Source organism: Glutamicibacter sp. M10 (assembly GCF_025452055.1).
In the GTDB taxonomy this organism is placed as follows: domain Bacteria; phylum Actinomycetota; class Actinomycetes; order Actinomycetales; family Micrococcaceae; genus Glutamicibacter.
On record NZ_CP104918.1, the window covers coordinates 44,618 to 57,919 of the forward strand.

At 55.3% G+C, this 13,302-nt stretch carries 14 protein-coding genes, 2 tRNA genes and 1 pseudogene; 8 read left to right on the forward strand and 9 right to left on the reverse strand.

Features of this window, described 5'->3' with window-relative positions; translation table 11 throughout:
* The first annotated feature begins 13 nt into the window (after positions 1–13).
* The 4 genes from N6V40_RS00220 (at position 14) to N6V40_RS00235 (ending at position 3,778) form a co-directional block, all read left to right on the forward strand.
* A complete protein-coding gene (locus N6V40_RS00220; protein WP_262198457.1) occupies positions 14–1,438 on the forward strand; it encodes a phosphomannomutase/phosphoglucomutase in 1,425 nt (474 codons plus the stop codon).
* A gap of 12 nt (positions 1,439–1,450) precedes the next feature.
* A complete protein-coding gene (locus N6V40_RS00225; RefSeq protein WP_131090411.1) occupies positions 1,451–1,921 on the forward strand; it encodes a hypothetical protein in 471 nt (156 codons plus the stop codon).
* 77 nt (positions 1,922–1,998) lie between these two features.
* Positions 1,999–2,457: an RrF2 family transcriptional regulator gene (locus N6V40_RS00230; RefSeq protein ID WP_262198459.1), complete on the forward strand. Its 459-nt coding sequence runs from the start codon at positions 1,999–2,001 to the stop codon at positions 2,455–2,457.
* A 145-nt stretch (positions 2,458–2,602) separates the two neighbouring features.
* Complete coding sequence (locus N6V40_RS00235) at positions 2,603–3,778, forward strand: globin domain-containing protein (RefSeq protein ID WP_131090413.1); 1,176 nt, start codon at positions 2,603–2,605, stop codon at positions 3,776–3,778.
* 63 nt (positions 3,779–3,841) lie between these two features.
* Here N6V40_RS00235 and N6V40_RS00240 read toward each other — a convergent pair whose 3' ends face one another.
* The 4 genes from N6V40_RS00240 to N6V40_RS00255 form a co-directional block, all read right to left on the reverse strand.
* Positions 3,842–4,255 (reverse strand): alpha/beta fold hydrolase, encoded by a 414-nt coding sequence (locus N6V40_RS00240; RefSeq protein WP_262198462.1) that lies wholly within the window; start codon positions 4,253–4,255, stop codon positions 3,842–3,844.
* A 20-nt stretch (positions 4,256–4,275) separates the two neighbouring features.
* Positions 4,276–4,923, reverse strand: a complete 648-nt coding sequence (locus N6V40_RS00245) for an alpha/beta fold hydrolase (RefSeq protein ID WP_262198464.1) — start codon at positions 4,921–4,923, stop codon at positions 4,276–4,278.
* A complete protein-coding gene (locus N6V40_RS00250; protein WP_131090415.1) occupies positions 4,920–5,447 on the reverse strand; it encodes a PadR family transcriptional regulator in 528 nt (175 codons plus the stop codon). The genes N6V40_RS00245 and N6V40_RS00250 overlap by 4 nt, the downstream gene beginning before the upstream one ends.
* 175 nt (positions 5,448–5,622) lie before the next feature.
* Positions 5,623–7,452 carry a phosphoenolpyruvate carboxykinase (GTP) gene (locus tag N6V40_RS00255; RefSeq protein ID WP_262198466.1) on the reverse strand — a complete coding sequence of 610 codons (1,830 nt, stop codon included), beginning with the start codon at positions 7,450–7,452 and terminating at the stop codon, positions 5,623–5,625.
* A 316-nt stretch (positions 7,453–7,768) separates the two neighbouring features.
* Between N6V40_RS00255 and N6V40_RS00260 the strand changes: the two genes are divergently transcribed.
* The 4 genes from N6V40_RS00260 (at position 7,769) to N6V40_RS00270 (ending at position 8,678) form a co-directional block, all read left to right on the forward strand.
* Positions 7,769–7,842 (forward strand) — tRNA-Arg (locus N6V40_RS00260).
* 57 nt (positions 7,843–7,899) lie between these two features.
* Positions 7,900–8,133 carry a GNAT family protein gene (locus N6V40_RS17145; RefSeq protein WP_315973732.1) on the forward strand — a complete coding sequence of 78 codons (234 nt, stop codon included), beginning with the start codon at positions 7,900–7,902 and terminating at the stop codon, positions 8,131–8,133.
* Positions 8,094–8,438: a GNAT family N-acetyltransferase gene (locus N6V40_RS17150; protein ID WP_396268601.1), complete on the forward strand. Its 345-nt coding sequence runs from the start codon at positions 8,094–8,096 to the stop codon at positions 8,436–8,438. The genes N6V40_RS17145 and N6V40_RS17150 overlap by 40 nt, the downstream gene beginning before the upstream one ends.
* A 166-nt stretch (positions 8,439–8,604) precedes the next feature.
* A tRNA-Arg gene (locus N6V40_RS00270) sits at positions 8,605–8,678 on the forward strand.
* 156 nt (positions 8,679–8,834) lie between these two features.
* Here the strand turns inward: N6V40_RS00270 and N6V40_RS00275 are convergent.
* The 5 genes and pseudogenes from N6V40_RS00275 to N6V40_RS00295 form a co-directional block, all read right to left on the reverse strand.
* Entirely contained in the window at positions 8,835–9,482 is a 648-nt protein-coding gene (locus N6V40_RS00275) for a LacI family DNA-binding transcriptional regulator (RefSeq protein ID WP_262198467.1), read from the reverse strand.
* 182 nt (positions 9,483–9,664) lie between these two features.
* A pseudogene (locus N6V40_RS17155) lies at positions 9,665–9,775 on the reverse strand (LacI family DNA-binding transcriptional regulator); the annotation flags it as partial.
* A 95-nt stretch (positions 9,776–9,870) separates the two neighbouring features.
* Positions 9,871–11,289, reverse strand: a complete 1,419-nt coding sequence (locus N6V40_RS00285) for a GH1 family beta-glucosidase (protein WP_262198469.1) — start codon at positions 11,287–11,289, stop codon at positions 9,871–9,873.
* Positions 11,289–12,176, reverse strand: coding sequence for a carbohydrate ABC transporter permease (locus N6V40_RS00290; protein WP_262198471.1), 888 nt, complete (start codon positions 12,174–12,176; stop codon positions 11,289–11,291). The genes N6V40_RS00285 and N6V40_RS00290 overlap by 1 nt, the downstream gene beginning before the upstream one ends.
* Entirely contained in the window at positions 12,169–13,293 is a 1,125-nt protein-coding gene (locus N6V40_RS00295) for a carbohydrate ABC transporter permease (protein ID WP_262198472.1), read from the reverse strand. The genes N6V40_RS00290 and N6V40_RS00295 overlap by 8 nt, the downstream gene beginning before the upstream one ends.
* Positions 13,294–13,302: the final 9 nt, after the last annotated feature.

Genomic DNA, 13,302 nt, shown 5'->3' on the forward strand with positions numbered 1-13,302 from the left:
TAGGCTGAATGATGTGAGTGAAGAAATTGATCTTAATCAGAGCTTTAAGGCCTACGACGTCCGCGGCGTAGTCGGCGAAAGCCTGAACGCCGAAGCAATCGAAGCTATTGGCGCGGCCTTTGTTGATGTCTTGTCCCTGTCGGGCAAGGACGTATTGGTGGGTGGCGACATGCGCCCATCCTCTGCAGAATTTGCCCAGGCGTTCGCCCGTGGTGCTACCTACCGTGGCGCTAATGTCATCATGCTCGGCTTGATCTCCACCGACGAGCTGTACTTCGCTTCGGGCAAGCTTGATGCTGCTGGCGTGGTGTTTACCGCCAGCCACAACCCGGCCCAGTACAACGGCATCAAGATGTCCACTTCTGGTGCTCGTCCGATCTCTTCGGCCACGGGCCTGTTTGATATCCGCGACGTGGCACAGCAGTACCTGAACGAGGGACTGCCGGTTTCCGGCGATACCCCGCAGGGAAGCATCACCGAACGCGACGTCTTGGCTGATTACGCGGCATACCTACGTGAACTGGTTGATATCTCATCCATCCGCCCGCTGAAGATCGTGGTGGATGCAGGCAACGGCATGGGCGGCATGACCACCCCTGCAGTACTTGGCGACACCGTACTTTCAGCACTACCGCTTAATATCGTTCCCTTGTACTTTGAGCTGGATGGCACCTTCCCTAATCACCCAGCCAACCCACTGGAACCAGAAAACCTCAAGGACCTTCAGGCTGCGGTGCTCGAGCACGGCGCCGACATGGGCCTAGCCTTCGACGGCGACGCGGACCGTTGCTTTGTTATCGACGAGCGCGGCCTTCCGCTGTCCCCTTCGGCAATCACCGCCTTGGTTGCTGTTCGCGAAATCGCTCGCGTTCAGGCAGCTGGCGAAGAGAACCCCGTGATCATCCACAACCTGATCACCTCCAAAGCAGTGCCTGAATTTGTCACCAAGTCCGGTGGCACCCCGGTGATGACCCGTGTGGGCCACTCCTTCATCAAAGCTGAGATGGCAAGTCAGGGCGCGGTATTTGGTGGCGAGCACTCGGCGCACTACTACTTCCGCGACTTCTACAACGCTGACACCGGCATGCTGGCAGCCATGCACGTTTTGGCAGCCCTCGGTGAGCAGGATCTGCCACTGTCGGAACTCGGCGCCGAATACGAACCCTACGTTGCTACCGGAGAAATCAACTCCGAGGTAGAAGACAAACAAGGCGCTACCGCTCGAGTTCTGGCCCACTTTGACGGGGGACCTGTTGATGTGATGACCATGGATGGCACTACCATTTCGGCAAAGGACGGCAGCTGGTGGATCAACCTTCGCCCGTCCAACACCGAGCCGTTCCTACGTTTTAACGGTGAAGGCCGCACCGCAGAAATCATTGAGCCCCTCCGCGATACCGTCTTGGCGATCGTGCGCGGAGAGAACGTCACTAACTAGCAAGGGGAAGACATGAATCTCGAATCATTGGATGAGGGCGTCAAGGACGCACTGAATAAAGTCTTGGGCACCGCGCTAGGCGTGGCTCGCGAGCAGCTCGAAGAGCAGGGCGTTTTCCTTCCCTTCGCGATCGCGCTGGAACCAAAAGACGATGAAAGCGAGCCAGAGCTACGTCTGATCGCAGTACCACCAACGGATGATCCAGAAGATCCGGATGCTGACATCGATACCGAAGCCATGGCTGCTGAACTGGTTGAGGTTTTGAACCAGCAGGGCACCCACTTTGATGCCATCGCTATCGCTTCTGATGTTCTACTTCAGGAAAACGACCGCGACGCCATCCACATCGTTGCCGAGCACCGCGTGGGCGCTGCCCTCGCTATCGTTCAGCCATACACGATGCCAGCTGAGCCAGGTGGCGAGTGGATTTTCGATGAGCCTGCTGCCGAATCGGCCGAGGCCATCTGGGCCAACGCGCAGTAGATCTCACTTGGTGATTTCGGGGTCAGCATAGTGACTATGCTGACCCCGAAATGCTTTTCCCACGTAAAGTATGAATTATGAAACTCAGTGCCTTTACCGACGTGTGCTTGCGAACCATTATGGTTTTGGCAACGCCGGGCACCGGGCAATTGACCAGCCGTGAGATTGCCGATTCCGTAGGGGTTCCCTACAACCACGTTGCCAAGGCCGTCCTGGAACTGCGCACGCTGGGAATTCTGCAGGTCGCTCGCGGCCGCAACGGTGGCGCGACATTGAGCAGCCAAGCGCTGAGCTTTTCCCTCGGCGGGCTGTTGCGCAAATTGGACAAGCGCACCGATATTGTGGATTGCTCCGATCATGACGCCCAAACCAATTGTCCGCTCTCGGGCGACTGCCGTTTGCGGGCCGTCTTCCGGCAGGCTCGTGAAGTTTTCTACGCTTCGCTGGATCCAGTGACCATTCAGGACATCTGCCCGACATCATCCGCGATGCCGATCAAGGCGCTTCCCTTCCCGACGGTGCGCAATCTTTCCTGATTCCCCTTCGACCCGGGTGTAGCATCGCCCACTGATGTTACGTATTCCAGCTGGTGAATTTGCAATCCTTTTCTACTAGGCGTAGAAATGGATCATAAATCTTGTATTTCAAATACAAGTTATCGACAACTCCCAAGGAGACCCGATGCTGTCCACCAAGTCCTTCCCGGTCATTGAAGCCACGCTGCCCATCATCGCAGAGCGCATTTCAAGCATTACCCCGAACTTCTACAACCGCTTGTTCGCCGCGCACCCGGAATTGCTCGACGGAATCTTCTCCCGCTCGAACCAGAAGAACGGTACCCAGCAGCAGGCACTGGCCGGATCCATCGCAGTCTTCGCAACGTACTTGGTCAAGCACCCGGGCACCACCCCGGAAACCATGCTCGCCCGCGTAGCCCACAAACACGCTTCCCTCGGTGTCACCGAGGATCAGTACCCCATCGTCTACAAGCATCTCTTTGACGCCATTGCCGAAGACCTGGGCGATGCGCTGACTCAGGAGATCGCCGATGCCTGGACCGAGGTCTACTGGCTGATGGCCCACGCGCTGATCAAGATCGAGAATGGCTTGTACGCACAGCAGGCCAACGCCGAGATCTACACCCCGTGGAAGCTTGTCGAGCGCACCAAAACCGGCGTTGATTCGGTCTGCTTCAGCTTCGAGCCAGCTGACGAAACCCCAGCCACCACCGCCAAACCTGGCCAGTTCGTTTCGGTCCGCATGCCAATGGCCGACGGTCTCCGCCAGGTTCGCCAGTACACTTTGAGCAACGACATCGAGCGGACCAATCGTCGCACCGTCACCGTCAAGTTGGATATGAACGGCGAGTTCTCCCCTGTGATCCACAATGACCTGAAGCTCGGCGACGTGGTCGAGCTATCAAATCCGTATGGCGACCTGGTCATCGATAACGAAGGCTCGCCATTGGTGATCGCCACCGCTGGGATTGGATGTACCCCGAGCGCAGCCGCATTGCAGATATTGGCTGCACGTGGCTCCACCCGCAAGATCACCGTGTTGCATGCCGACCAGGAAGTCACCGCCTGGCCATTGCGTGAGCAGATGCTCGAATCCATCGGCAAGCTACCAGAAGCCACCATCAGCACCTGGTTCGAACGTGGCGAATTGCCAGAGGACCTAAACGCCCAGTCCGGCTACATGAACCTCACTGGCGCACTGACCGAGAATGCCCAGGTCTACCTGTGCGGCCCGTTGCCATTCATGAACGCAGTGCGCAACCAGGCGCTTGAAGCTGGCATCCCCGCCGAACGTATCCACTATGAAGTCTTCGGCCCGGATGTATGGCTCGCCGCCTAGCCTGTGAGTTGCAGAGCGGTGCTGCAGGTGAATCCAGCGAATTCACCTGCAGCACTTTTGTTTCTATTTTCCGGTATCCGCAGCATCTTCCGGCGTATCGCCCCGTTGCGGTCCCTTCTTCTTAAGATCGAACTTCTTCGAGTCCAGCTTTCGAGGATTGCTTTTCCCGGTGAACCTGCCAAGTTTCTTCTGTCCGTCCTCTTGAAGTGGCGGCGTCGATTCTCCGGTTTCTTGGCTCTGATTCACCGGCACTTCAGCGGCCTGTTCCGCTGGTGTTGATTTGGTGTTCCTTGCCGGCTTGGTGGCCTGCGGGTCCAGCAGAATCTGGTGCAGTCCCCCATCGGTGATCCAACGGCGCAGTACCGAATTGAACAGGATGGGATTCTCAATGTTCCACTGGTGATGCATTCCCGGTACCACCCGAGTGATGGCTTGTGGAAGCTCTTCACGCAAGGCAATAAAGGATTTCTGCACCAATTTTGGCTCCTTGGAACCGACTAGCGCCAAGACTGGACCCCGGTAAGCTCCGAGGTTTTTAGGCAGTCCCCGGGATCCAAGTCATTCATGATGGCACGCATATTTTCAGCTTTGAGTTTCACACCATGCTCGGCAAAAAGCTCGCGCTCGTCATCCACCATGCCATAGGCGCCGGCTTGGAAGCGCCAGTACCATTCACTGCCGATCAGCTTCAGCTGCATCCGGTGGAAGGTACGTGCCGCGGTACTTGCACCGGTCACCGGCGTACCGGTGATCAGTACCGAGTCCACCAGCTCCGGGTGCCGCGCAGCTACATGCAAGGCGATCACTCCACCGAGCGAAATTCCGACCAGGTGCACTCCACCTTCTGAAACCTCGTCAGCAATCAGCGCGGCCACGTCATCAGCCGCTGATTCCAGGCCTTCCCAGGTCTCTTCAAACCGCGCACCGAAGGCTGGAAGGTGCAGGGTGAGGACATTAAAGTCGCCAAAGGCCAAGACCTGCGGATCCCAGCTCCAGTTACCCACGTTGCCACCATGAAGGAAGACGATGGTCTGCGGATGGCGTTGGTTTTGCCCGGCACGTCCAGGGTGGACCTCAGGATAATCCGTGGCATCACGCAAAGCGCCCTGCGCAGGCTTTGATGCAGAATCTTTGGCAGAAGTCATGGCAAGTACTCCAATACCGCGTCGAGCCATTCCAGCTGCGCGGCTTGTTGTCGGATTGCATTATCGAGGGTTGCGGCCATGAGGAAGCTTCGTCGGTCAGCAGCAGCTCGCATGTCGATCCCCTCGCGCTGGGAGAGGTAATCGTCGAGAATGAATTGGGTTGCTTCACGACGTTTTACAAGCAACTTTTCGATGTCTTCGCGCTCGAGCTCCGCAGCGAAAAATACCTGCCCCATAAAAGGGTCGCGTTCTGGGGATTCAACCGGACCGTCCGAAAGCCACAGGGTCAGTACTTCGCGACCAGCTTCGGTGATGTGGTGCTCTTGGCGGTCAGGGTAATTGCTTTGAGGCACCGTACGCACAGTGGCGTAGCCCTTATCAACCAGCTGCGCCAAGGTGCGATAAATCTGCGCCTTATCTGCATTCCAGAAGTGGTTAATAGAGGAGTCAAAGTGCTTTTTGAGCTCATAACCAGTCATCGGCGACAAGCATAGGAGCCCAAGGATTAAACGTGCCAAAACCATAGAGTTATCTTTTCACAGTTAGTTGATTTTGCACCCACTTTTGTACGGCGTGGGAAAACTGTGCCCGGATTGTGACAATTGCTTGGCGCGCACCTTCGGCGCTTAAACGACCATGCTCCTGGTTACTGGATTTTCAGTAACCAGGAGCAAGGTCGATGTTGATCTATTCGAGAACTTATGCGCTCAGGCGTTCCTTCAGACCGTCAAGTTCTGCACGCAGTGAAGCTGGCAGTGCATCGCCGAAGTTGGCGTACCATTCTTCGATGCCCTCAACTTCGGCGGCCCATTCGTCCTTGTTGACGGCCACAGCGGCTTCAACTTCAGCCGGAGTGAAGCCTTTCAGGCCGGTCAGGTCGATGGATTCACCGGTTGGCACGTTACCAATGATGGTTTCCTTGGCATCCGCGGTGCCTTCGATGCGCTCGATAGCCCACTTGAGCACACGCGAGTTGTCACCGAAACCTGGCCATGCGAAGCCACCTTCAGCGTTGCGACGGAACCAGTTCACCAAGAAGATCTTTGGCATCTGCTCAGGGTTGAGCTTGGCCGAGATGCTGTCCCAGTGGTTCAGGTAGTCACCTGCGTTGTAGCCGATGAATGGCAACATCGCCATTGGATCGCGACGAATCACTCCGGTAGCACCGGAAGCAGCTGCAGTGGTCTCCGAGGACAGGGTGGAACCCATGAAGATACCGTTGGTCCAGCTGCGCGCTTCGGTCACCAATGGAATGGTGGTCTTACGACGACCGCCGAACAAGATGGCATCAATCTTCACGCCGTCTGGCGAGTAGTAGTCTTCGGAAAGCATGTCGACCTGCGAGATCGGGGTGCAGAAACGCGAGTTAGGGTGCGCTGCTGGACGACCGGACTCCGGAGTCCAGTCATTGCCCAACCAGTCGGTCAGGTGTGCCGGGGTCTCGTCAGTCATGCCTTCCCACCACACGCCACCTTCGTCGGTCAGCGCAACGTTGGTGAAAATGTTGTTGCCCTTGGCGATGGCACGCATAGCATTCGGGTTGGTGGACCAACCGGTACCTGGAGCCACACCGAACAAACCGTACTCTGGGTTCACTCCGCGTAGTTCGCCTTGTTTGCCGATGCGCATCCAGTTGATGTCATCGCCCAAGGTTTCAGCCTTCCAACCTTCGATGGTTGGATCCAGCAAAGCCAGGTTGGTCTTACCGCAAGCCGATGGGAATGCAGCAGCGACGTGGTAGGCCTTGTTCTGTGGGCTGGTCAGCTTGAGAATCAGCATGTGCTCAGCGAGCCAGCCTTCATCACGAGCCATGGCCGAGGCGATACGCAGGGAGTAGCACTTCTTGCCCAGTAGTGCGTTGCCACCGTAGCCCGAACCGTAGGACATGATGGAGCGCTCTTCAGGGAAGTGAACAATCCACTTGTCCTCGTTGCAAGGCCATGCGACGTCTTCTTCGCCTGGCTTCAGCGGTGCACCTACAGAGTGCAGCGCTGGAACGAAGAATGCGTTTTCTGCTTCCATCTTGCGCAGTACTTCATCGCCAATCTTGGCCATGATGCGCATTGAGGTAACAACGTAGGCCGAGTCGGTGATTTCTACGCCGTAGGCAGGGTTTTCAGCGTTCAGCGGTCCCATGACAAAAGGAATGACGTACATGGTGCGTCCGCGCATCGAACCGTCAAATAGGCCGTTGAGCATGGACTTCATCTTCTCTGGGTCTTCCCAGTTATTGGTGAAGCCGGCGTCTTCCTTCTTCTTCGAGCAGATGAAGGTGCGCTCTTCTACACGCGCTACGTCCTTGGGGTCCGAAAAACCAGCGTAAGAATTAGGGAAGTTTGGATCGGTCAGCTTAACCAAGGTTCCGGCTTCAACGAGTTCAGCACTCAGTCGTTCGGCTTCTGCTGCTGAACCATCTACCCAATAAACACGATCCGGCTTCGTCAAGGCGGCCACTTCTTCGACCCAGCTTGCCAACTCCTTGTGCGAAGTTGCTGCGTCGATTACGGTCTGATCCGAGCTCGTGCTCATTATGTGTTCCCTCCATTGGGCTCAACTAGCAATAAATCAAGGCTAGGGTGAACGCTGAGAGCTCACGGTGTGATCGAGACCTCAACAAAGCGTGGGCAGGAAACGCAAAACTTGAAAAATCCCAAGATTCCGGGGAACTTGAAAGTGGAAAACACGAAAAGATGTGATGAAGGTCACGTAGACCGGTACCCTTTTGCTTGCTTCACATAACCGTCTGTTCACCTGAACGCGGTAGCTTTGCCCGCCGATTTGTACATGCTCAAATCCACCTGTATAGTAATTCGAGGTTCGTGAGAACGAGCCAACAACAGAATATGCGCCCATAGCTCAGCTGGATAGAGCGTCTGTCTACGGAACAGAAGGTCAGGGGTTCGAATCCCTTTGGGCGCACAAATTGAAATTCCCACTCAAACGAGTGGGAATTTTTTGTATCCCAAGGAGAAGTTGATGCCCACATTGACCCTCGACTCACGCACGGTCCTTCGTTTGCTCGAAGTTTCGGACGCCGCCCAGCTCGCAGAAGCCTATGTGCGCAACCGCGAACACTTGCGCCCCTGGGATCCGGAACGCGAAGATGCTTTTTCACGCAGGCCTGGCATGCAGAAAATATTTCTCAAACTCTCGCGGCCAATGAACACGGTCTGGCGTATCCATACGGGCTGTTTCGCGACCAGCAACTGATTGGTCGCTTTAATATCGTGTCTGTTGTTCGTGGGCCATTCCAAAGTGCCAGCCTGGGCTACTGGGTTGACCATCGTTTCACCGGGCAGGCACTGGCCTCGCGCGCAGTGGCCGCACTGCGCATTGAAGCCGTGGAGAACGTTGGATTGCATCGCCTGGAAGCCAGCACTCTTTTGCACAACTTTGCTTCGCAGAAAGTGTTGCTGAACAACGGCTTCGCCCAGATCGGGATGGCACCAAACTACCTGAAAATTGCAGGGCGATGGCAAGACCATAATCTCTATCAAACGATCCTTCACAGCTAGTTTCAAACCCGGCCGCGCAGCATTGATCTAAGCCATCTCTATACGCTTCAATGCCCTCACGACCAGACATCTTGTGAATCACGGCACTTTTGACTGATTTGGTTTTTGCTCTGCTGAATTCTCGTGTAAAGTTATTCAAGTCGTCACGACGACAACAACAAAATATGCGCCCATAGCTCAGCTGGATAGAGCGTCTGTCTACGGAACAGAAGGTCAGGGGTTCGAATCCCTTTGGGCGCACAAATTGAAATTCCCACTCGATCGAGTGGGAATTTTTTTGTCTTTCCTTCAACTTCTGTCACAGCCCTATGCGTCGCAATTAATGCGATTGCCTCAGCATCAGCTTGGTATCCATGATGCTCCACGCCGGAACCTTCTCGCCTTGAATCCTTTTGATCAGCAGTTCGGCCATAATCTCCCCTGCCGTTCAGGGAATTGAGCAATAGTCGTGAGCGGCGGGTTTGAACTGCGCGAAAATGAATCGTCATCCACCGTCGTCACGGAGATATCCTTCGGCACATTAATGCCTGCTTCATGCAACGCCTGCAAAGCGCCAAAACCCATCTGCGCACTGGCAGTAAACAAGCCATCAATCGAAACCTGGGACGCAAGTAGCTGTTCCATGATGTGGTGACCACTTGCCGGAGTGAAGTCACCAATTTCGATAGCCACAGGTTCAAGGCCTGCAGCCTCAACTCCCTGCTTGAACCCGACCAACCGGTCAAGGCCCGCACCCATATCCTGTGGTCCGGCGATCATTGCTAATTTGGTTCTCCCCTGAGCGATGATCACCTCAGTTGCCCGACGAGCGGCGGCAATATTGTCGATATCAACCACGTAGATCTCGTTTTGATCTGTGCTCATGGTGCGCCCGCCATAGACCATTGGCAATTTGGAAGCTAGGTCTGCATAGGAACGGTCATCCGCGTGATGCGAAAGAACCAGGGCGCCGTCGACATTTCCACCCTGCAAGTATCGGGTCGTTTTGGCTGGATCAGATTCGGTAGAGAGCAGCAAGGTGAGCATAAATTCGGTGTCGGCCACATATTGAGCGACACCTTGGACGACCTTGGCAAAGTACGGGTCCGCAAAAACTTCGCTGTATTCTCGGGCACCACCAACGCAATGGAGTTGGTTCTGCCCTGCGCTAGTGAGCGGGCAGCCCGATTGGGCACATAGTTCAGCTCTTGGATCGCTTGATCCACAGCCTTTTTGGCGTCAGCCTTAACCCGATCCGAACCGTTGACCACCCGTGAAACCGTAGCTCGCGAGACGCCAGCGCGTTCAGCCACCATTTCCAGTGTTGCTTGCGGTCTGCGCGATTCGTTCATGCTCATTATCTTGCGCCTAGGTATGAGTAGTTAGCGGATCATCGTGCGTGCGTGATGGCCCGTACCTCAGGTAATGAGCTACGGGCCATCATCAACAAGTGCTATGCCATTGTACGATTTGCGGCAATCAGTGAGGCGTAAGCCTTGCCGCTGTTCTTAATGATCCGTTCCTGAGTTTGGTAGTCGACGTGGATAATTCCAAACCGCTTGTCATAGCCCCAAGCCCACTCGAAATTATCGAGCAGCGACCACACGAAGTATCCGCGCAGATCAACACCGTCATCAATCGACTTAGCGACCTGGTCCAAATGGTTCAGGATATATTCGCTGCGCTCGGTATCCTCGATCGTTCCTTCATCACTCACCACGTCGGTATACGAGGCCCCGTTTTCCGTGATGTACAGCGGAGGCAAGTTCTCGTAGTCCTGAGTCAATCGGTTGAGCAAGACGCGTAAACCTTCGGGGTTCACTTCCCAACCCATCGCTGTACGTGGCAGGTCTCGGGCTGGGAATGTCACGTACTCACTGCCCACAAAAGGCGAAGACTTGGCAGCATCTGTAGGCTGCACAGCAGCCGGTTGCCCCTCAGGCAACGGATGACCCGACACGTTGTCATCGTGATAATGATTTACGCCCAAGAAGTCGATGGTCTGATTGATCTGCTCTAAGTCTCCTGGCTGAATCAACTGCGCCAGGCCAAGATGGCTGACATCTTCCAAGAGATCTGCTGGGTAGGAGCCACGCAAGACTGGGTCCAGATACATCCGATTCCACAGGGCATCAACACGACGTGCTGCTTCAAGATCAACTGGATCAGATGGGTCGTTCGGCACCGCATTGGTCAGGTTCAGCGTGATGCCGATTTCCTGCGCACCGAGTTCACGCAGACGCTGTACTGCCAAGCCGTGAGCCAAGTGCTGGTGATGCATCGCAGCCAAGGCTGCTTCGGGTTTTTGCCGTCCTGGAGCATGCTCGCCAGCGGCATAACCAATCAGCGAAGAACACAGTGGCTCATTAAAGGTGGTCCAATGTCGCACCCGGTCACCGAGCTTGTTGTAGACCGCTTCGGCATACTCCAAATACCGGTACGCGGTATCGCGGTTGGTCCATCCCCCGCCCTCTTCCAGAGCCTGCGGAAGATCCCAGTGATAGAGAGTCAGCCACGGCAAAATGCCGTTGTCTAGTAGCTCATCTACGAGGCGAGAGTAGAAGTCCAAGCCTTGCTGATTCACGGTTCGTCCGCCGGGAACCACGCGAGCCCAGCTGGTGGAGAACCTGTAGGAGTCCAGCCCAATTTCTCGCATGAGCTGCACGTCTTCGCGATAGCGGTGATAGTGGTCCACTGCGACTTCAAGGTTTTCTCCGCCGGCAATAGCACCTGACTTTCGTGCAAACGCATCCCAGATGGAGTCTTCTTTGCCATATGCATGGCCGGCGCCCTCAATTTGGGCGGCCGCCGTGGCCGAGCCAAAGACGAAGTCCTTGGGCCACGCGAACTGTTGCGATAGGTGAGTAGTCATTAACCCTTTACAGCTCCTGCCATAATTCCGGATACAAGTTGTTTTCCTGCCAGAACGAAGAGCAACAGCAAAGGAATCGTCGCCATCAAGGCGCCGGTCATCACGATGGTGTAGTCAACGTATCGAGCAGATTGCAGTTGGCTCAGCGCCACCTGCAGGGTTGGTGTTTGTGGGGCTACCAGCATAGGCCACAGGTAATCGGTCCAGGCTGTCATAAAGGTGAACAGCGAAAGGATCGCCATCGCAGGTCGAGCCGCAGGCACGCCCACATGCCAGAAGGTTCCAATCATCGAAGCGCCATCAACCCGGGCGGCTTCAATCAGCTCATCCGGGATGTTGTCCACCAGATACTGTCGCATAAAGAAGACACCAAAAGCGGTCACCAGTGTAGGGATCATAATGGCTCCTAGAGAGCCGGTCCAGCCAAACTGCTTCATCATCATAAACATCGGAATGATGCCTAGCTGAGTCGGGACCGCCAAGGTAGCAACCACAAAAATCAGTAGCCCTTCTCGTCCACGGAAGCGCAGCTTGGCAAAAGCGTAACCCGCCAAGGTTGAGAAAGAAACCACGGAGAAGGTAATCATCGAGGAAACGATCAAACTATTTCCCAACGCCGCCCAAAAATCGACCGAGTCGAATACTTGGGCAACATTTGACCAGAATTGCCCGCCCGGTAACAGTGGTGGCCATGCCGAGGAGAATACGTCACCGGTGGAAGAACCAATAACAAATGAGTACCACAGCGGGTAGGTGCTTCCGATAAGGAAGGCCAGCAAGATGCCATAGGTCAGGAATCCTGGGCGACGGTCCGCGGTGAAGTTTTTGCTAAGCCCTAGCCGAGTGGGCTTAGTGCGTACGGTTCGTTGTAAGGTCGCGTTACTCATCGGTGCTGCTTCCTTTCATTGAACCTGCTGGGCTTTGAATCCGGGCTTGTGGGGCATTGCGGCCGGCACGTTTTGTGGTCACTTTACTCGTGCCTCGTCCCTTTTTCTTTTCTGAAGATGAAGCTATTGATCCGGAGACCAAGAAGTTGATCAGTCCGATAACAATAATGATCAAGAACAGTATCCAGGCCACGGCCGATGCTCGACCAAAGTCACCTCGGTTGAACGCTAGATCCCACAGGTACAGAACGGTGGTTTGATACTGCCGATCCGGCCCTCCCGGTACCGAGCTGCTGGGGTTAAAGAGTTTGGGTTCGGTGAAGATCTGCAGTCCACCAATGGTGGCGGTGATGATTACGAAGATCATGGTTGGACGGATGCTTGGCAACGTGATCGAGAAGAACCTGCGGATCATTCCAGCACCGTCGATGGCTGCCGATTCGTGCAGTTCGCGCGGCACCGCCTGCATTGCGGCCAGCAAGATCAACGCGTTATATCCCGTCCAGCGCCAGTTCACCATGGTCGCGATGGCCATATGGGATGGGAAGACCGAGGTTTTCCACGCAACGGGATCAATGTTTAATGCGCCGAGCAGATTGTTGATCAACCCATACTTTTCGTCAAAAGCACTGGAGAAGATTAGCGTGACCGCTACCGGCGTGACCACGTAGGGAACCAAAACGCTCATCCGCCAGAAAGTCTTGGCACGAAGGTTCTGGTCAAGCATGGCCGCAATGAATGTGGCAATGACCAGCTGCGGGATGGAGGAGAGCAGGAAAATGCTGAAGGTGTTGAACAGCGAATTCCAGAACAGTGGAGAAGTTAGTTCCGCCTTGTAGTTGGCCAGTCCCACCCATTCTCCGGCGCCGCCTAGCAGATCCCAGTCATTAATCGACACCACGAAGGTGTAAACCAGCGGGAAGAGGCCGACCAAACCGAAGAGGATAAAGAAGGGCGAGATGTAAAGATATGGGGAGTATTTGTAGTCCAACCGTCCGCGGAAGTGGCGCCGTCTGATGCTTCGCTCCGCTTTAGTTTCATCCAGCTTCTCACCGGTGCTTACACGCGGTAGTTCGGTGTTGAGGTGGGGCCGTGACATTGGTGTCGTGGTACTCATCTGTGTTGT

Excerpts from the sequence above, each read along its gene's own strand:
- N6V40_RS00285 (WP_262198469.1), bottom strand. The coding sequence starts at position 11,289 with ATGACTACTCACCTATCGCAACAGTTCGCGTGGCCCAAGGACTTCGTC.
- N6V40_RS00245 (WP_262198464.1), bottom strand. The coding sequence starts at position 4,923 with ATGACTTCTGCCAAAGATTCTGCATCAAAGCCTGCGCAGGGCGCTTTG.
- N6V40_RS00290 (WP_262198471.1), bottom strand. The coding sequence starts at position 12,176 with ATGAGTAACGCGACCTTACAACGAACCGTACGCACTAAGCCCACTCGG.
- N6V40_RS00295 (WP_262198472.1), bottom strand. The coding sequence starts at position 13,293 with ATGAGTACCACGACACCAATGTCACGGCCCCACCTCAACACCGAACTA.
- N6V40_RS17145 (WP_315973732.1), top strand. The coding sequence starts at position 7,900 with ATGCCCACATTGACCCTCGACTCACGCACGGTCCTTCGTTTGCTCGAA.
- N6V40_RS00250 (WP_131090415.1), bottom strand. The coding sequence starts at position 5,447 with ATGGTTTTGGCACGTTTAATCCTTGGGCTCCTATGCTTGTCGCCGATG.
- N6V40_RS00235 (WP_131090413.1), top strand. The coding sequence starts at position 2,603 with ATGCTGTCCACCAAGTCCTTCCCGGTCATTGAAGCCACGCTGCCCATC.
- N6V40_RS00230 (WP_262198459.1), top strand. The coding sequence starts at position 1,999 with ATGAAACTCAGTGCCTTTACCGACGTGTGCTTGCGAACCATTATGGTT.
- N6V40_RS00255 (WP_262198466.1), bottom strand. The coding sequence starts at position 7,452 with ATGAGCACGAGCTCGGATCAGACCGTAATCGACGCAGCAACTTCGCAC.
- N6V40_RS00225 (WP_131090411.1), top strand. The coding sequence starts at position 1,451 with ATGAATCTCGAATCATTGGATGAGGGCGTCAAGGACGCACTGAATAAA.